This window comes from Cryobacterium sp. MDB2-A-1, from assembly GCF_004402675.1.
Lineage (GTDB): Bacteria > Actinomycetota > Actinomycetes > Actinomycetales > Microbacteriaceae > Cryobacterium > Cryobacterium glucosi.
The window spans coordinates 24,237-43,271 of sequence record NZ_SOFK01000043.1 but is presented as its reverse complement, the minus strand read 5'-3'; the positions used below and the strand labels follow the sequence as shown (position 1 = coordinate 43,271).

Genomic DNA, 19,035 nt, shown 5'->3' with positions numbered 1-19,035 from the left:
CCCCGGTGTTCCGCTTTCGCCTGGCCCCCCTCCGCGCGGCCGTGCTCTTCGCGCTCGGATTCGTGGTGCTTCGGATCGGATACCGGGTGCTCTTCGGCGGCGGCGGGGGCACGGGGCTGGTGCTGCTCGACCTGCCGCGAGTCCCCCTCGCCGGACCGTTCAGTCACGTCGTGCTGTTCGGCCCTGTCACGACCGGCGGCATCGGGAACGCGGCGCTGAGCGCGCTCCCGGTCGCGGCCGTGATCCTCGTGTTCGGGGTGCTCAACGCGCTCGTCGACGTGAGCCGCCTGTTCGCCCGCGGCGCCAGGCGCGGGCCGCTGCGCACGGTCTCCCGCGCGCTTGTGATCGCGTGGGCCACGTTTCCCGCACTCCTGGACTCGGTCAGGCGCGTCCGCCTGGCCGCTGCCCTCCGGGGCGAGCGGACCGTGGCAGCCCTGCTCGTCCCGGTGTTCGAGCAGACCATCGAGCGCGCCCTCGCCCTCGCTGCATCGATGGAGGCGCGGGGGTTCGCGTCCGTCGGGGCCGTCGGCGGCGCCTGTGACCGGCCCGTCGTCCTGGCGGATGCCGCGCTCGATTTCGACGGGGACTGGCGCCTCGAGCACCTCGACCTCGCTCTCGCCCCCGGCACCCTCACGGTCATCGTCGGGCCGACCGGTTCGGGCAAGTCCGGCCTGCTCCAGGCGATGAGCGGGCTGTTCCAGCACTTCCACGGCGGCCGCCAGCACGGCCGGATCGAGATCGGCGGCGTCGACAGGGCCGAGACTCCCCCGCGCGACACCGCCGGTTTCGTCGGCCTGGTGCCACAGGATGTGCGGCTTTCCTTCGTCGCGGAGACCGTGGCGGAGGAGATTGGTTTCGCCCTCACCGTGCGCGGCGTCGCCGCGGTGATCGTGGAGCAGCGTGTGCGGGAGGTGGCCGCGCAACTCCGCATCACGCCGTTGCTGGGTCGCCCCGTCTCGGCGCTCTCCGCCGGGGAGGCCACCCTCGTCTCCCTCGGTGGCGCCCTGATCTGCCGGCCGGTGCTCCTGCTCGTCGACGAACCACTCGCCGAACTCGACACCGAGGCGAGGGACAGGGTCCTCCGCGTGCTCGACCGGCTGGCCCACGAGGCCGGAGTCTGCGTCGTGGTCGCCGAGCACAACAGCCGCGAGTTCGAAACGATCGCGGATGCCTGGCTCGTGCTCGACGGGCACCGCGCGCGCATGCTGCCTCCGGGTGATCAGCCGCCGAACCGGGTCGGCGATCGCAGCGTCCCGAGCAGGAACGCACGGGCCGGGCACCGTCCGAGTCCCGGATCGGAGTCGGAGGCCGGGCTGCGCGCCGCGGTGCCGTTCGCCGGAAAGCCGCTCGCCTGCATCCGCGGGCTGACGGTTCGACACGGCGACCGGACCGTCGTCGACGCGGTGTCACTCGAGCTGGCAGCCGGCGAGATCGTCGCCCTCGAGGGCCGGAACGGGGCGGGCAAGAGCAGCCTCCTGAACGCGCTCGCGCTGCCGTCGACCCGTGGCACCGTGATCGTCGCCGGGCAGGATGTTTCGGCCATGCACAGGAGGAACCGGCGCCGGGCGGTCGCGCTCGTTCCGGAGAATTTCGACGACCTGTTCTTCGCTACGACGGTCGCGGACGAATGCCGCCGCAGTGACCGGTCGACGCGGCGACGAGCGGGACCACGCGCGGGCCTCGCACCGGGTTCCACAGCCGGGACGTTCGCGCGGCTTCTGGGGCACGACTCCGCCGCAGCAGCTCCCCTCCTCGAGCGTCACCCGCGGGACCTGTCCGCGGGCCAGCGGCTCTGCCTCGCGATCGCGATCCAGCTCGCGGACACCCCTGCCCTGCTGCTCGTCGATGAGCCGACCCGAGGCCTCGACGCCGCAGCCCGTTCGCTCGTGGGCACGGCGCTGGAACGCGCGTCCAGCCGGGAATCCGCGGTGCTGTTCGCGACGCACGACCACGACTTCTCCCGGTCTTTCGCCACCCGGACCCTGCACCTCGAGGCCGGGTGCCTGAGTGCCGAGCTGTACATCGGCGCCGGGGCGTCGGGCGCAGCCTCAGCTGTCGGTACTCCGGGCCGGGACAAGCCGGTGACGCCGTGAAGCGCCGCAGCGGGCGGTGGACATCCGCGGTGTTGTGGGGTGGCAGCCTGCTCGCCGCCGCGGGTTTCGGCTGGCCGCTGTTCGCGACCGCCGTTCCCCGGGACGCGCAGGGCGCTGTTCCGTTCGTCGCGTTCGCCCTCGTGCCCGCCGTGATCGTCGCGCTCGCCCTCGTGGTGGACCGCGAGATGTACACCGCGAAGACGGTGGCCCTGCTCGGGGTGCTCGCGGCAGTGGGAGCTGCGGTCCGGATCGCGGGCACGGGCGTCGGCGGTGTCGAGGCCGTGTTCATCCTGCTCATCCTGGCCGGACGGGTCTACGGTGCCCGGTTCGGGCTGCTGCTCGGGCTGCTGACCATCGCCGTGTCTTCGGTGCTCTGGGGCGGGTTCGGGCCGTGGACCCCGTTCCAGATGTTCGCCTGCGGCTGGGTCGGCGCGGGTGCAGCCCTGCTGCCGCGCCTGCGCGCCGGTGGGCGACTCGGCCCGCGTGCCAGGGCACGCCTCGAGATCGCGCTCCTGGCAGGGTACGGCGTCGTCGCGTCCTACCTGTTCGGGCTCGTGATGAACCTGTGGTTCTGGCCGTTCGCCGTTGGAACGGGGACCGGCATCTCCTACTCCCCCGGAGCGTCCCTGGGCACGAACCTGGCCTCCTTCGGCCTCTACTCGCTCGTCACGTCGACGCTGACCTGGGACACCGTTCGCGCCGTCACGACGGTGCTCGGCATCTTCCTGGTCGGCCCGGCGGCCCTCGCCGCCCTGCGCCGGGCGAAACTGCCCGCCGCCAGGAGCGCGCCATCGCCGGGCGACGCTAGACCGAGAAGTACTTCGCTTCCGGGTGATGGAACACGAACGCATCCGTCGACTGCTCCGGATGAAGCTGCAGCTCCTCAGACAGCACGACACCCATCCGCTCGGGCCTGAGCAGTTCGACGACCTTGCGGCGGTCCTCCATCTCGGGGCAGGCCGGATAGCCGAGTGAGAAACGGGCGCCGCGGTATTCGAGCTTGAACATGCCGGCCACGTCGGCCGGGTCCTCGGCGCCGAGACCGAGCTCTGAGCGCACGCGAGCGTGCCAGTACTCGGCGAGGGACTCGGTCAGCTGCATGGTGAGACCGTTCAGCTCCAGGTAATCGCGGTACTTGTTCGCAGCGAAGAGCTTCGCGGTCACGCTGTCGACGTTGGCGCCGGCCGTGACGAGCTGGAGGGCGACGACGTCGACCTGCCCGGACTCGCGCGGACGGACGAAGTCGGCCAGGCACAGGTGCCGGTCCCGTCTCTGGCGCGGGAAGGAGAATCGCAACCGTTCGGTGCCGACCGCTCCGCCGGAACCGCCGTCGGGCGCGAGCAGGCCCGGCGTGCCGAGGCGCCCGTCCGGGTCGTCGTCGTGGTGCAACACCACGAGGTCGTTGCCCTCGCTGTATGCGGGGAAGTAGCCGTACGCGACGGAGGCGTCGAGCATGCCCTCCGCGAGGATCCGGTCGAGCCAGTACCGCAGCCGCGGCCTGCCCTCGGTGTCGACGAGTTCCTGGTAGCTGGCGCCGTCTTCCGCGCGGCTGGGCTTGAGGCCCCACTGGCCCATGAAGGTCGCCCTCTCGTCGAGGAAGGCCGAGTATTCGGCGAGGGCGACGCCCTTGACGATCCTGGTCCCCCAGAACGGCGGAACGGGCACCGGGTTGTCTGCGGCCACGTCGCTGCGCACCGGCATGGCGTCCGGCTCGGTGACGGTGAGCAGGCTGCGCTTGTGAATGCGTTGTTTCAGCGGTGGCAGGCCGACGGATGCCGGGTCTGCGCCGCGGGCGATGGCCACGAGCGGCTCCATCAGCTTCAGGCCCTCGAAGGCGTCCCTGGCGTACCGGACCTGCCCCTCGAACAGTCCGGCGAGGTCTTCCTCGACGTAGGCGCGGGTGAGGGCCGCGCCGCCGAGGATCACGGGCCACTTCTTCGCGAGCCCCCGGTTGTTCAGTTCGAGCAGGTTCTCCTTCATCACGACCGTGGACTTGACCAGCAGGCCGCTCATTCCGATCACGTCGGCGTTGTGCTCCTCCGCGGCCGCGATGATCTCGTTGATCGTCTTCTTGATCCCGATGTTCACGACGTCGTAACCGTTGTTGGTCAGGATGATGTCGACGAGGTTCTTGCCGATGTCGTGCACGTCGCCGCGCACGGTCGCGAGGACCATCGTGCCCTTGCCCGCTGCCTCCGACTTCTCCATGTGCGGCTCGAGGAGCGCGACGGCGGCCTTCATCACCTCGGCGGACTGCAGCACGAACGGCAGCTGCATCTCTCCGCTGCCGAACCGGGCGCCGACGATCTGCATGCCGGCGAGCAGGTGCACGTTGACGATGTCGATGGCGCTCATCCCTCCGGCGCGGGCGAGGTCGAGGTCGGCCTCGAGCCCCTTGGCCTCTCCGTCGATGATGCGTCGCTCGAGGCGCTCGCCGACAGGCAGGGCCGCGAGCTCGGCCGCGCGCTCGTCCTTCAGTGCGGCGGAGTCGACACCGGCGAACAGGTCGAGGAGCGCGGCCAGTGGGTCGTACGTCAGGTTGCCGTCGACGTCGTACTCGCGGCGATCCCAGACCAGGTCGAGCGCCACCTTACGGCGGTCGTCCGGCACCGAGGCGAGCGGAACGATCTTGGCCGAGTTGACGATGGCGGAGTCGAGCCCGGCCGCTGTCGCCTCGTGCAGGAACACGGAGTTGAGCACCGACCTGGCCGCCGGGTTCAGCCCGAAGGACACATTCGAGACGCCGAGCGTGGTGTGGATGCCGGGATACTTCGCCTTGATCTGCCGGATCGCCTCGATCGTCTCGATCCCGTCCCTGCGGGTCTCCTCCTGGCCCGTGGCGATCGGGAAGGTCAGGGCGTCGACGATGATGTCTTCGACCCGCATCCCCCAGGCGTTCACGAGGGTCTCGACGAGCCTCGTCGCGATGCGCACCTTGTGCTCTGCGGTGCGGGCCTGGCCCTCCTCGTCGATGGTGAGGGCGATCACGGCGGCCCCGTGTTCCTTGACGAGCGGCATGATCCGGCCGAAGCGACTGGCGGGGCCCTCGCCGTCCTCGAAGTTGACCGAGTTCACGACCGGGCGTCCGCCGATGAGTTCCATGCCCGCCTGCAGCACCGCGGGCTCTGTGGAGTCGACGACGAGCGGCAGGGTCGAAGCGCTCGCGAGCCGGGAGACGACCTGGCGGATGTCGGCGACGCCGTCCCGCCCGACGTAGTCGATGCAGACGTCGAGCAGGTGGGCGCCGTCGCGGACCTGGGCGCGGGCGATGTCGACGCAGTCGTCCCAGCGTTCCTCGAGCATGGCGTCGCGGAATGCCCGGGAGCCGTTGGCGTTCGTGCGCTCCCCGATCGCGAGGAAGGCACTGTCCTGGTCGAAGCTGACGTGCTGGTAGAGGCTCGCCACGCCGGAGTCCTCTTCGATCGTGCGTGCACTGACGGTGGCGCCGCGCAGGCGGTCGACGACCGCGCGCATGTGCGCGGGAGTCGTCCCGCAGCATCCGCCGACGAGGCCCAGCCCGAACTCCTTGACGAACTGTTCGTGCGCCGTCGCGAGCTGGTCCGGCGTGAGCGGGTAGCTCGCCCCCGTCGCCGTCAGCATCGGCAGGCCGGCGTTCGGCATGCACATCACCGGAACGTGCGAGTAGCGCGCGAGATGGCGCAGGTGTTCGCTCATCTCTGTCGGACCGGTGGCGCAGTTCAGGCCGATCGCGTCGATGCCGAGGGGTTCGAGCGCCGTGAGCGCCGCCCCGATCTCACTCCCCATCAACATGGTGCCTGTGGTCTCCACGGTCACCTCGACGAAGATCGGCAGGCGGATGCCGGTCTCCGCGATGGCCTGCTTGCAGCCGTTCACCGCGGACTTGGTCTGGAGCAGGTCCTGGGAGGTCTCGATCAGGAAGGCGTCGGCACCGCCGCGAATGAGACCGACGGCCTGCTCGGCGAAGGTCGCCTTGAGGTGGGCGTATGTGGTGTGGCCGAGGCTCGGGAGCTTGGTGCCCGGACCCATCGAACCGAGCACCCAGCGCACCCGGCCGTCCCTGGACTCGTAGTCCTCGACGCTCTTCCTGGCGATCGCCGCTCCGCGCCTCGCGAGTTCCTCGATACGGTCCTCGATGTCGTAGTCGGAGAGGTTCGACCAGTTGGCTCCGAAGGTGTTGCTTTCGACGGCGTCGATGCCGGTATCGAGGTACGCGCCGTGGATCGCCTCGATCATGTCGGGACGGCTCACGTTCAGGATCTCGTTGCAGCCCTCGAGCTGCTGGTAGTCGTCGAGGGTGGGGTTGTGCTCCTGCAGCATCGTCCCCATGGCGCCGTCGGCGATGACGACCCGTTCCTTCATCGTGTCGAGCAGGGCCTGCGACCGGGCCGGGCGCACGGCATCCGCGAATTCGGGGTGCTGCACGGCATCGGATCTCACTGTCAGTTCGCTCACCCGTCTACAGTAGCGGCCCGGGCCAGAGACCTGGCCGCTCCCCGCAGCGCTCGCCCCGGCCGCCGGCGTGGTCAAATAGTGGACGATGAACACTCGAACAGCGCCCGCCCACCGCTTCGTCTACTCCGCGGACGGGGTCAACCTCGCGACCTACGAATTCGGTGATCCGTCGGACCCGACCGTGCTCGCCGTGCACGGCTTCGCGTCGAGCGCCGTCGCGAACTGGCACGCCACCGGCTGGACGAGGGACCTCCTGCGCGCGGGCTTCCACGTGATCGCGATCGACCAGCGTGGCCACGGCCTGAGCGACAAGCCGCACTCCCCCTCCGCGTACACGATGGACACGCTCGTCGCCGACGTGCAACAGGTCCTCGACGCCTACCTGCTCGACGAGGTCGCCTACGCGGGCTACTCCCTGGGCGCACGGGTCGGCTGGCAGGCGGCGAGGGAGCTCGAGGGGCGCGTGACCCGCGCGATACTCGGCGGCATTCCGGACGGTGACCCGCTCACGCGATTCCAGGTCGCCGATGCCCGCGCGCACATCGAACACGGCACCGAGGTGGGCGACCGGCTCACTGGCGCGTACCTCACCATGGCCAAGGCGTTGCCGGGCAACGATCTCGAGGCGCTCGTCGCGCTCGTCGAGGGCATGCGCGACGGTCCCCAGCCCGGACCAGACAACGCGCCGTCCCAGCCGCTCCTGTTCGCGACCGGGAGCGAGGATCGAATCCTCGAGGCTTCGCGGGCCCTCGCGGAGGCCACGCCTGCCGGATCGTTCTTCGAGATCCCCGGCCGCAACCACTTCAACGCCCCGACCTCCCGCGCCTTCCGCGACGCGGCCATCGCGTTCCTGGGCACGACGGGCTGATCCCGCCGGGACACAGGAAAAGCCCCGCCGACCGAAACGGTCGACGGGGCTTTCCTTCCAACGGGACTACTGCTTGACGTATGCCGGAGCAACCTCGTTGTGGGCGTCGCCGATGCGGTGCACCCGGATGTCGTTCGTCGAGCCGGCGATTCCGGGAGGGGAACCGCTGATGACGACGACCTTGTCACCGAGCTGGGCCAGGCCCTGGCCGAGCAGGATGTCGTCGACCTGGCCGAACATGGAGTCCGTGTGCGTGACCCGGTCCACGAGGTACGTCTGCACGCCCCAGGTGAGCGCGAGGCGGCGGCGGATGCCGGGCTCAGGCGTGAAGGCGAGCATCGGGATCTTCGACCGCAGGCGGGACATCCGGCGGGCGGAGTCTCCGGATTCGGTGAAGATGCAGAGGAACTTCGCGTCGACGAATTCCGCGACCTCGATCGCGGCGAGGGTGATCGCCCCGCCCTGGGTGCGCGGCTTGTTCGTGAGCGGCGCGATGCGCTCCAGGCCGTGGTCTTCGGTGGATGCGACGATCCGCGCCATGGTCTGAACCGTGACGACGGGGTATTCGCCGACACTTGTCTCGCCGCTGAGCATGACCGCGTCCGCGCCGTCGAGAACGGCGTTCGCGACGTCGGACGTTTCCGCACGCGTCGGGACCGGGCTGTGGATCATCGATTCGAGCATCTGCGTCGCGACGATGACCGGCTTGGCCATCCGGCGGGCGAGCTCGACGGCGTGCTTCTGCACGATCGGGACGGCTTCGAGCGGGAGCTCGACGCCGAGGTCGCCACGGGCGACCATGATCGAGTCGAAGGCGTCGATGATCTCTTCAAGGTGCTCGACGGCCTGCGGCTTCTCGATCTTGGCGATGACGGGGACCTTGCGGCCCTCCTCTGCCATGATCTCGTGCACGCGGGTGATGTCTGCCGCGTCGCGCACGAAGGAGAGGGCGATCAGGTCGGTGCCGAGGCGGAGGCCCCAGCGCAGGTCTGCTTCGTCCTTCTCGGACAGTGCGGGAACGTTGACGGCAACACCGGGCAGGTTGATGCCCTTGTTGTTCGAGACCGGGCCGGCGACGATGACGCGCGTCGTGACGACGATGCCGTTTGTCGCGACGACCTCGACCTTGACCTTGCCGTCGTCGATCAGCAGGAAGTCGCCGGGCTTGACGTCGTTGGGCAGGCCCTTGTACGTCGTGCCGGAGAGTTCCCTCGTGCCGAGGACATCGTCCGTGGTGATCTTAAAGATGTCGCCGACGGCCAGTTCATAAGGGCCGCCCTCGAACTTGCCGAGCCGGATCTTCGGGCCCTGCAGGTCGACCAGGACGGCGACCGCACGACCGGAATCATTCGCTGCCTTGCGGATGTTCGCGTAGACGGCCTCGTGCACGGTGTAGTCACCATGGCTCAGGTTCATCCGGCAGACATCGACACCCGCGTCGATCAGGGCTCGAATTTGATCGTAACTGGCGGCTGCCGGCCCGAGGGTAGCGACAATTTTGGCGCGTCTCATTCTGAAAGTGCTCCGTTTTCCGCGCCGGGTAGGCGCATTCTTGTTCTGTGGTTCTGGAGGCCGCTTGGTGGCGTCCTCCGGCTAATCGCTCACTTCACAGGGACCGTTAGATGGCGAAGGCATGGTCGGTCGGTTTGACCGGAGCAGGTAGTTGTGTCTCACCTTCGAGGAATCGATCGACGGCGGCTGCAGCAGCACGACCTTCAGCGATCGCCCAGACGATGAGGGACTGTCCGCGACCGGCATCGCCGGCGACGAACACGCCCTCACGGCTGGTTTGGTAGTTACCGTCTCGAACGACATTACTCCGCCCATCGAGCGGCACGTGCAGCTGGCTGGTGAGCTCCGCCGATTCCGGGCCGGTGAATCCGAGTGCGAGGAGTACGAGGTCCGCGGGGATTTCACGTTCCGTACCCGCCTTGGGCACGCGCCGGCCATCGAGGTACTCGGTTTCAGCGACGCGGATGGCGCGCACCTCGCCGGCCTCGTTGGAGAGGAACTCGATCGTCGAGGCGAGGTATTCGCGGGTGCCGCCCTCTTCGTGGGCGCTCGAGACCTCGAACAGGGTCGCGGACATCGGCCACGGCTGGTGTTCGGGCCGTTCTGTGCCGGGCTGCCTGCCGATCGCGAGGTTCGTGACGGATGCCGCGAGCTGGCGGTGCGCCGTGCCGATGCAGTCGGCGCCGGTGTCGCCACCACCGAGGACGACAACATGCTTGCCCTCTGCGGTGATCTGGCTGTCGACCGTGTCCCCAGCGCCCGTGCGGTTCTGCTGCACGAGGTATTCCATCGCGAAGTGCACGCCGGGGAGGTCGCGGCCGGGGACGGGCAGGTCGCGGGGTACGAGCGCACCGGTCGCGACGACCACGGCGTCGTACCTGGCTCTGAGGTCGTCCCAGGTGATGTCGACGCCGATGTTCACGCCGGCGCGGAACCGGGTTCCCTCCGCCGTCATCTGCGCAAGGCGCAGGTCGAGGTGCTTCTTCTCCATCTTGAAGTCGGGGATGCCGTAGCGGAGCAGGCCGCCGATCCTGTCGTCGCGTTCGAACACGGCGACCGTGTGACCTGCACGGGTGAGCTGCTGGGCCGCGGCGAGACCGGCGGGCCCCGATCCGACCACGGCGACCGTCTTGCCGGTCAGGCGCCCCGGCGGCTGCGGCTGCACCCAGCCGTTGGAGAAGGCCTGGTCGATGATCGAGACCTCGACCTGCTTGATCGTCACGGCAGGCTGGCTGATCGCGAGGACGCACGCAGACTCGCACGGGGCCGGGCACAGCCGTCCGGTGAACTCAGGGAAGTTGTTCGTGGAGTGCAGGCGCTCGATGGCCTGCCTGCCTTCCTCCCGCCAGGTGAGATCGTTCCACTCCGGAATCAGGTTGCCGAGCGGGCAGCCCTGGTGGCAGAAGGGAACGCCGCAGTCCATGCAGCGGCCTGCCTGCCGTTTGAGAACGGCGGCGTCACCCTGTTCGTAGACCTCTTTCCAGTCCATCAGGCGCACGGACACCGGGCGACGCGGCGGCAGTTCGCGCGCCTTCGTCGTGAGGAATCCCTTCGGATCAGCCATTGGTAACCTCCAGGATGCGGTTCCAGACGACGTCGCCGTCGGGGTCGAGACCCTCGGCGACGGCGTTCTGCCTGGTCGCCAGGACGGCGGCGTAGTCCCGCGGCAGAACCTTGACGAATGTGGACATGGTTGTTTCGAGATCCGACAGGAGAGCCGCGGCGAGCACGGAATCCGTCTGGTCCCGGTGTTGTTCGAGGAGATCGCTGACGATCTCCCTGTCGGCGCTTCCGAGCGGGAGAAGAGTGAGTTCCCCGGACTCGAGCGCCTGGCTGTTGACGTCCTCCGTGCGGAGTCCGTAGACATATGCGGTGCCGCCGCTCATGCCCGCACCGAGATTGCGCCCGGTCTGGCCGAGGATCAGGGCGAGCCCGCCCGTCATGTATTCGAGGGCGTGGTCCCCGACGCCTTCGACGACCGCGGTCGCTCCGGAGTTGCGCACCAGGAACCGTTCGCCGACGATGCCGCGGATGAACATGCTGCCCTGGGTGGCGCCGTAGCCGATCACGTTGCCGGCAATGACGTTCTCCTCGGCGGAGAAGATGCTCGAACGGTCGGGGCGGACCACGATCTGACCGCCGGAGAGGCCCTTTCCGACGTAGTCGTTCGAGTCGCCTTCCAGCCTGAGGGTGATCCCGCCCGGCAGGAAGGCCCCGAACGACTGTCCCGCCGAACCGGTCAGCGTCACGTCGATCGAGCCGGCCGGAAGGCCGTTCTCGCCGTGCCGGATCGTCACCTCGTGGCCGAGCATCGTGCCGACGGCCCGTTCGGTGTTGCGGATCGGCAGGGCGATCTCGACCCGGCCGCCGTGCTCGAGCACGCTTCCCGCGCGCCTGATGAGCTCGTTGTCGAAGTGCTTGTCGAGTTCGTGTTCCTGGGGTCGACCGAACTGTCTCGGCTCGGAATCCGGGAAGTCAGGTCCGTCGAGGATCGGCGCGAGGTCGAGGCCCGCTGCCTTCCAGTGTTCGAGTGCGCCGTCGACGTCGAGGATCTCGTGGTGGCCGACGGCCTCCTGGAGGCTGCGGAAGCCGAGCTCCGCGAGATACTCGCGCACCTCCTGGGCGATGAACTCGAAGAAGTTCACGACATGGTCTGCCTTGCCCGTGAAGCGCTTCCGCAGCTCGGGGTTCTGGGTGGCGACGCCGACAGGGCAGGTGTCGAGGTGACAGACCCGCATCATGACGCAGCCCTCGACGATCAGGGGCGCGGTCGCGAAGCCGAACTCCTCCGCTCCGAGCAGCGCGCCGATGATGACATCCCTGCCGGTCTTGAGCTGGCCGTCGACCTGCAGGACGACGCGGTCACGCAGGCCATTGAGCATCAGGGTCTGCTGGGTTTCCGCTAGTCCGAGTTCCCAGGGCGTCCCCGCGTGCTTGAGCGAGTTGAGCGGGCTCGCCCCGGTGCCGCCGTCATGGCCGGAGACCAGGATCACGTCCGACAACGCCTTGGCGACGCCGGCAGCGACAGCGCCGATGCCGGACTGGCTGACGAGCTTCGTGTGGATGCGAGCATCCGGGTTCGCCCGTTTGAGGTCGAAGATGAGCTGCTTGAGGTCTTCGATCGAGTAGATGTCGTGGTGCGGCGGCGGCGAGATCAGACCGACGCCCGCCGTGGCGTGCCGGGTGCGCGCGATCCAGGGATACACCTTGGTCGGCGGCAGCTGGCCGCCCTCACCGGGCTTGGCTCCCTGGGCGAGTTTGATCTGGATGTCGTCGGCGTGCGACAGGTACATGCTCGTCACGCCGAACCGCCCGGAGGCGACCTGCTTGACGGCGCTGCGGCGCTGCGGGTCGATCAGCCGGTCGAGGTCCTCGCCGCCCTCCCCGGTGTTCGACTTGCCGCCGATCCGGTTCATGGCGATCGCAAGGGTTTCGTGGGCCTCCGGGGAGATCGAGCCGTAGCTCATCGCACCGGTCGCGAAGCGCGCGACGATCGACGCGACCGATTCGACCTCGTCGAGAGGCACGGGGTGCCGCTTGTGCGTGTCGAAGGTGAACATGCCGCGGAGCGTCATGAGGCTCTCGGCCTGGTCGTCGACGAGTTTGGTGTACTCGCGGAAGATGTCGTAACGGCCGGTCCTGGTCGCGTGCTGGAGCCGGAAGATCGTCTCCGGGTTGAACAGGTGCGGGGAGCCGTCGCGGCGCCACTGGTACTCGCCGCCGGTGCTGAGTCTTTCGTGCGCCGTGACCGCTGCATCTTCCGGGTAGGCCGAGGCGTGGCGTGCTTCGTTTTCCGCGGCGATGACATCGATGCCGATGCCGCCGAGCTTGCTCGTCGTCCCGGTGAAGTACTGGGCGACAAAGTCCTGGCTCAGGCCGACGGCCTCGAAGGTCTGGGCTCCCGCATAGGACGACACCGTCGAGATGCCCATCTTGGACATGATCTTGAGCACGCCCTTGCCCAGGGCCTTGATGACGTTGCGCACGGCCTTCTCGGGTGAGACGTTCGTGATGTACCCGCTGCGGACCAGGTCCTCGCAGGTTTCCATCGCGAGGTACGGGTTGACCGCTGAGGCGCCATAGCCGATCAGGAGCGCGACGTGGTGCACCTCGCGCACGTCACCGGCCTCGACGACAATGCCGACCTTCATCCGGTTCTCCGTGCGGATCAGGTGGTGGTGCACGGCGGCGATCATCAGGAGCGACGGGATCGGCGCGAGATCCTTGTTGGAATCGCGGTCGGAGAGCACGATGAAACGGGCTCCGGCCTCGATGGCGTCGTCGACTTCGAGGCACATCGCGTCGATGCGGTTGGCCAGGGCGTCCGGGCCATCGTCGAAACGGTACAGGCCCCGGATGGTCGAGGTCGTCCGGCTGCCGGGGGCGGGGTCGATGTGCTGGATCTTGGCGAGTTCGTCGTTGTCGATGACCGGGAAGTCCAGGACCACCTGGCGCGCATGCTCCGGTCCGACGGACAGGAGGTTCCGCTCCGGCCCGAGTCCGAGCTTGAGGGAGGTCACGACCTCCTCCCGGATCGAGTCGAGGGGCGGGTTTGTCACCTGGGCGAACTGCTGGGTGAAGTAGTCGAAGATGAGCCGGGGCCGGTCGCTCAGAACGGCGATCGGCGTGTCGCTGCCCATGGCGCCGAGGGGTTCCCCGCCGGTGCGGGCCATCGGGGCGAGCAGGATGCGCACTTCTTCTTCGGTGTAGCCGAAGGTGCGCTGGCGGCGCACGACGGATGCCGGCGGGTGCACGATGTGCTCGCGCTCAGGGAGATCCTTGAGGTTGATCCGGCCGGCGTCGAGCCAGTCCCCCCACGGTTCCATCGCGGCGAGTTCTGCCTTGATCTCGTCGTCCTCGATCAGCCGGCCCGCGACGGTGTCGACGAGGAACATCTTGCCGGGGCGGAGCCGGCCCTTGCGGACCACGCGGGCGGGGTCGATGTCGAGCACGCCGATCTCGCTCGCGAGCACGACGAGGCCGTCGTCGGTGATCAGGTACCGGCCGGGGCGGAGCCCGTTGCGGTCGAGCGTGGCGCCGACGAGGGAACCGTCGGTGAAGACGATCGCCGCGGGACCGTCCCACGGCTCCATCAGCATCGAGTGGTACTCGTAGAACGCGCGTCGTTCCTCGTCGAGCGCGGTCTGGTTCTCCCAGGCCTCAGGGACCATCATCATGACGGCGTGCGGCAGGGAGCGGCCGGAGAGGCTCAGGAGCTCGACGACCTCGTCGAAGGACGCGGAGTCGCTGCCGCCGGGGGTGACGATCGGCAGCAGCGGGGCGAGGTCTCCGAGCAGGGAGGATTCGAGCTGGGACTGGCGCGCGCGCATCCAGTTGCGGTTGCCCTGCACGGTGTTGATCTCACCGTTGTGCGCGATCATCCGGAACGGCTGCGCGAGCGGCCACGACGGGAAGGTGTTGGTCGAGTACCGGGAGTGCACGAGGGCGAGCTTCGAGACGAAGCGCGGGTCGGAGAGGTCCGGGTAGAAGGGTTCGAGCTGGAGGGTCGTGACCATGCCCTTGTAGACCAGGGTGCGGCAGGAGAGCGACGCGAAGTACGTCTCGAGTTCCCGCTCCGCGCGCTTCCGCAGCCGGACGGTCTGGCGGTCGAGCGCGATGTCCGCGACGCGTTCACCGTCGTCCTCCGTGCGCGAACTCTGGACGAAGAGCTGCTGGATCGCGGGCATGGCCGCCCTGGCCAGGTTTCCGACCTCGTCGGGGCGCACGGGGACTTCGCGCCAGCCGAGGATCTCGAGGCACTCCTCCTGGGCGATCCGGCCGATCTGGCGCTTGACGGCGCTGCGTTCGGTCGGGTCTGTCGGGAGGAACACGTTGCCGACGGCGTACCGCCCGGCGGCGGGGAGCTCGAATTCGACGACCTGGCTCAGGAAGTCGTGCGGGATCTGGGTGATGATGCCTGCGCCGTCGCCGGTTCCGGCGTCTGACCCGACCGCGCCGCGGTGTTCGAGGTTCCGGAGGGCGTCGAGTGCGATCGTGATGATGTCGTGCCCGGCGGTTCCGCGGAGTGTCGCGACCATGGCGAGCCCGCAGGCGTCCCGCTCGTCGGCAGGGTTGTACAGCCCCTGGGGCTGGGGAACGGTGCTGAAGCGGGAAAAGAGGGGTGACTGCGGCATGGGACCGTCCTCAGAGATAGCTGGCAAGTGGGGACGACGCTGGCCCGCGGGGGTGGAGATCATCTGCGTACAGTTGCGCGCCGACCCGTCGTACCGGGAGGGAGGCGGGAGCCGGGTGTACGGTCTCAGGCCTGGAGGCGCGGGTTGCTGGTGCTTGTGGCTGCAACGTCGCCCGATGCGGCGGGTTCGACGGCCTCATCACCGTGGTCCTCGAAATCCGTATCAAACTCTTCAGATTCTACCTCAGGGACGGGGCGCTTCCATTCCCGACCTGGGCGATAGACGCTGACTTCGAGTCCGGGGTGCCTGCGGCCCTGCACCACGATGAGGATGATGCCGAGGACCACGGCGATGATCGCGGCCCAGACGTTGGTGCGGATGCCGAAGAAGATCTCGCTCGGGTCGATGCGGATCGATTCGAAGAAGGTGCGGCCGAGACCGTACCAGACCAGGTAGACGCCGAAGGCGCGTCCCCAGCGGAGCGTGATCCGGCGCTCGATGAGGAGGATCAGGATCACACCGATCGTGTTCCAGATCATCTCGTAGAGGAAGGTCGGGTGGAACAGGGTGCCGGCGGGGAGCCCAACCGGGAAGGCCGCATTGGTCGACGGCACCTCGAGTCCCCAGGGCAGGGTCGTCGGCAGGCCGAAGAGTTCGGTGTTGAACCAGTTGCCGAGGCGTCCCATCGCCTGCGCGATGAGCATTCCGGGGGCGAGGGCATCCGCGAAGGACCAGAATTTCACGCCGGAGATCCGGCAGCCGATGTATGCGCCGACGGCCCCGCCGATGAGCGCTCCGAAGATGGCGTTTCCGCCGTTCCAGATCGCGAAGACTTCCCAGGGGTTCGCACCGGCGAAGAAGTAGTCGGAGGGGTGGGTGAGCACGTGGTACGCCCGGGCGCCGACGATGCCGAGCGGGACGGCCCAGAGGATGATGTCGAGCACGACGCCCGGCTCGGCGCCGCGATTACTGAGGCGCCTGCTCGTCATGACCGTTGCCGCGATGATGCCGGCCAGGATGCACAACGCGTAGGCGTGGACCCGGAACATGCCGAGGTCGAAGTAGCTCCACTCGGGGCCTGGGCTCGGAATGCTCAGCAGAAAAGACACCTGGGTATTACCTTTCGTAGCGGGGAAGCGTGGGAGCTCGCCTCGGTCAACTTACCCTAAACGGCGGCGCGGATCCCGGTCGCCCCGGCTGCAAGCCGGGCGGCGAGGGCCCCGAGGGCCGGGACTCCCCCGTCGGACAGCGCCTTGACCAGCGCGGAACCGACGATGGCGCCGTCCGCGTAGCCGAGGATCTCGCGCACCTGCTCCGGAGTCGAGATTCCGAGGCCCACGCACGCGCTCGTCGCACCGGCGAGGCGCAGCCGGTCGACCAGGACGCGGGCTGCGGAGTCGACGTCGGAACGCGCCCCGGTGATGCCCATGGTGGAGACGGCGTACACGAAACCACGGCTGACCTCGACCGCGTGGGCGAGCCGTTCGTCTGACGACGAGGGCGCGGCGAGGAAGACCCGGTCGAGGCCGGTGCGGTCGCTCGCCGCGAACCAGTCTGCTGCGTCGTCGGGGATGAGGTCTGGGGTGATCAGGCCTGCGCCGCCCGCGGCGAGCAGGTCGTCGGCGAAGCGGTCGACCCCGTACTGCAGGATCGGGTTCCAGTAGGTCATCACGAGGACCGGAGCGTCGACGCGTGCGGTGATCGCCGCGACAGCTTCGATTCCGTGGCGGAGCCGGAAACCGTTGGCGAGGGCCTGCTGGGTGGCCGCCTGGATCACGGGGCCGTCCATCACGGGGTCGGAGTACGGCAACCCGAGCTCGATGATGTCGACGCCGTTCTCCGCGAGGGCGACGGCGGCCTCGATGCTCTCAGCGAGGGTGGGGAAACCGACGGGAAGGTAGCCGATCAGGGCACCGCCGCCCTCTGCCTTGCGCCGGGCGATCGTGGCTTCGACCCTGCTGGTGCGGTTGGGCGTCATCGGTGTGCTGGTCTTCGTCGTTGCGGTCATAGCTGCTGTGCACCCTCGTCGAGCAGGTCGAAGTATCGGCCCGCCGTTTCCATGTCCTTGTCCCCGCGACCGCTGAGGCTGACCAGGATGGTCGCCTCCGGTCCGAGCCGTTTGCCGAGCTCGAGGGTTCCGGCGAGGGCATGGGCCGACTCGATCGCCGGGATGATGCCCTCCGTGCGGCTGAGGAGGCGGAACGCGTCCATCGCCGCGGCGTCGGTGACGGGCAGGTACGTCGCCCGTCCGATGGTCGAGAGCCAGGAGTGCTCTGGTCCGACCCCCGGGTAGTCGAGTCCGGCCGAGATGGAGTGCGACTCGACCGTCTGGCCGTCCTCGTCCTGCAGCATGAGGCTGCGCGCCCCGTGCAGGATCCCCGGGCGTCCCTTGGTCAGGGTCGCGGCATGGCGCGGGGTCTCGACGCCCTCTCCGCCTGCCTCGTACCCGTAGAGGGCGACAGCAGGATCGTCCAGGAAGGCGTCGAAGATTCCGATGGCGTTGGAACCGCCGCCGACGCACGCCGTGACGGCGTCGGGGAGGCGCCCGGTGAGTTCAAGCACCTGGGCGCGGGCCTCTTCTCCGATGATCTTCTGGAAGTCGCGCACCATCGCGGGGAAGGGGTGCGGACCTGCGACGGTGCCGAAGATGTAGTTGGTCGTCTCGACGTTCGTGACCCAGTCGCGCATGGCGTCGTTGATCGCGTCCTTCAGGGTGCGCGACCCGGTGCGGACGGAGACGACCTCTGCACCGAGGAGGCGCATCCGTGCGACGTTGAGGGCCTGCCGTTCGGTGTCTACCTCGCCCATGTAGACGACGCACTCGAGCCCGAACAGCGCGGCGACGGTCGCGGTCGCGACGCCGTGCTGGCCGGCGCCGGTCTCGGCGATGACCCGGGTCTTGCCGATGCGCTTGGTAAGAAGCGCCTGGCCGAGGGCGTTGTTGATCTTGTGTGACCCGGTGTGGTTGAGGTCTTCGCGCTTGAGGATCACCCGGGCGCCGCCGGCGTGCGCGGCGAACCGCGGCACCTCCGTGATGATCGACGGTCGGCCGGTGTAGCTCCTGTGCAGTTCCATCAGCTCAGCGGCGAAGGCCGGGTCGACCTTGGCCAGCGCATATTCGTTCGTGAGCTCGTCGAGGGCTGCGACGAGCGACTCCGGGACGAACCGGCCTCCGAAGTCGCCGAAGTACGGGCCTGTCTCGGTTCGAAGGGACGTGGACATTTAGACCGCCAGAAATTCGGTAAGGGTGAGGATGGGATCGTTCGTGACGAGCGCTTCGCCGACGAGGACGACGTCGGCGCCGGCGGCACGATAGTGGGCGACGTCCGCGGCCGTCTTGACCGCTGATTCGGCGACGCGGATGACACCGGAGGGGATCCGGTCTGCGAGGCGGCCGAAGAGCTCCTGGTCGAGCTGGAACGTCGACAGGTCGCGGGCGTTGACCCCGACGAGGCTTGCACCGATATCCAGCGCACGGTCGACTTCTTCGGCGCTATGGGTCTCGACGAGGGCCGTCATGCCGAGTTCGCGGACGAGGGCCTGGAGGGACCCGAGGGTGGCCTGGTCGAGTGCCGCGACGATGAGGAGCACGAGGTCTGCGCCCGCGGCCCTGGCCTCGAGGACCTGGTACGGCTCGCCGATGAAGTCCTTGCGGAGGACAGGGATGGACACGGCGGATCGCACCTGTTCGAGGTCGGCGAGGGACCCGAGGAAACGGCGTCCCTCTGTGAGCACGCTGATGGCGCTCGCCCCGCCGAACTCATAGGAGACGGCGAGGGCGGCAGGGTCCGAGATCTCGGCGAGGGTGCCCCGGGAAGGACTCGCCCGCTTCACTTCCGCGATGATCTTGACCCTGTCGGCCGGTGCGAGGGCGTGCAGTGCGTCGATGGCGGGGGCGCGATCGAGGGCCGCCGATTCGACGGCGGCGAACGGACGGGTGAGGCGCCGTTCAGCGGCGTCTGACAGTGCCCCGGCGAGGAGTTCGGACAGCACT

11 protein-coding genes are annotated in these 19,035 nt (G+C 68.6%); 3 read left to right on the top strand and 8 right to left on the bottom strand.

The genetic code is table 11. The annotated features are described in order from the left end of the window. Nucleotides 1-5: 5 nt before the first annotated feature. Nucleotides 6-2,093 carry an ATP-binding cassette domain-containing protein gene (locus tag E3O39_RS16095; RefSeq protein WP_134448725.1) on the top strand — a complete coding sequence of 696 codons (2,088 nt, stop codon included), beginning with the start codon at nt 6-8 and terminating at the stop codon, nt 2,091-2,093. After that, entirely contained in the window at nt 2,090-3,010 is a 921-nt protein-coding gene (locus E3O39_RS16090) for an ECF transporter S component (protein ID WP_241985112.1), read from the top strand. The genes E3O39_RS16095 and E3O39_RS16090 overlap by 4 nt, the downstream gene beginning before the upstream one ends. On the opposite strand, the gene metH is transcribed toward E3O39_RS16090, so the two are convergent. Next, on the bottom strand, nt 2,898-6,434 hold the full coding sequence (gene metH / locus E3O39_RS16085; RefSeq protein WP_134448756.1) for a methionine synthase: 3,537 nt from the start codon (nt 6,432-6,434) through the stop codon (nt 2,898-2,900). The genes E3O39_RS16090 and metH overlap by 113 nt on opposite strands. 178 nt (nt 6,435-6,612) lie before the next feature. On the opposite strand from metH, the gene E3O39_RS16080 reads away from it, so the two are divergent. Next, nucleotides 6,613-7,395 (top strand): alpha/beta fold hydrolase, encoded by a 783-nt coding sequence (locus E3O39_RS16080; RefSeq protein ID WP_134448727.1) that lies wholly within the window; start codon nt 6,613-6,615, stop codon nt 7,393-7,395. A gap of 66 nt (nt 7,396-7,461) precedes the next feature. Here E3O39_RS16080 and pyk read toward each other — a convergent pair whose 3' ends face one another. The 7 genes from pyk to trpC all read right to left on the bottom strand — a co-directional run bounded on the left by pyk (nt 7,462) and on the right by trpC (nt 19,034). Continuing rightward, complete coding sequence (gene pyk, locus E3O39_RS16075) at nt 7,462-8,907, bottom strand: pyruvate kinase (protein WP_134448728.1); 1,446 nt, start codon at nt 8,905-8,907, stop codon at nt 7,462-7,464. Between the two features lie 106 nt (nt 8,908-9,013). Beyond that, entirely contained in the window at nt 9,014-10,471 is a 1,458-nt protein-coding gene (locus E3O39_RS16070) for a glutamate synthase subunit beta (RefSeq protein WP_134448729.1), read from the bottom strand. Next, nucleotides 10,464-15,041: a glutamate synthase large subunit gene (gene gltB / locus E3O39_RS16065; RefSeq protein ID WP_134448730.1), complete on the bottom strand. Its 4,578-nt coding sequence runs from the start codon at nt 15,039-15,041 to the stop codon at nt 10,464-10,466. Before gltB ends, E3O39_RS16070 begins: the two co-directional genes overlap by 8 nt. A gap of 125 nt (nt 15,042-15,166) precedes the next feature. After that, a complete protein-coding gene (lgt, locus tag E3O39_RS16060; protein ID WP_255454123.1) occupies nt 15,167-16,150 on the bottom strand; it encodes a prolipoprotein diacylglyceryl transferase in 984 nt (327 codons plus the stop codon). 56 nt (nt 16,151-16,206) lie between these two features. Beyond that, nucleotides 16,207-17,049, bottom strand: coding sequence for a tryptophan synthase subunit alpha (gene trpA, locus E3O39_RS16055; protein ID WP_370294948.1), 843 nt, complete (start codon nt 17,047-17,049; stop codon nt 16,207-16,209). Next, nucleotides 17,046-18,263, bottom strand: coding sequence for a tryptophan synthase subunit beta (gene trpB, locus E3O39_RS16050; protein ID WP_134448731.1), 1,218 nt, complete (start codon nt 18,261-18,263; stop codon nt 17,046-17,048). Before trpB ends, trpA begins: the two co-directional genes overlap by 4 nt. Continuing rightward, nucleotides 18,264-19,034 (bottom strand): indole-3-glycerol phosphate synthase TrpC, encoded by a 771-nt coding sequence (trpC, locus tag E3O39_RS16045; protein ID WP_134448732.1) that lies wholly within the window; start codon nt 19,032-19,034, stop codon nt 18,264-18,266. Nucleotide 19,035: the final 1 nt, after the last annotated feature.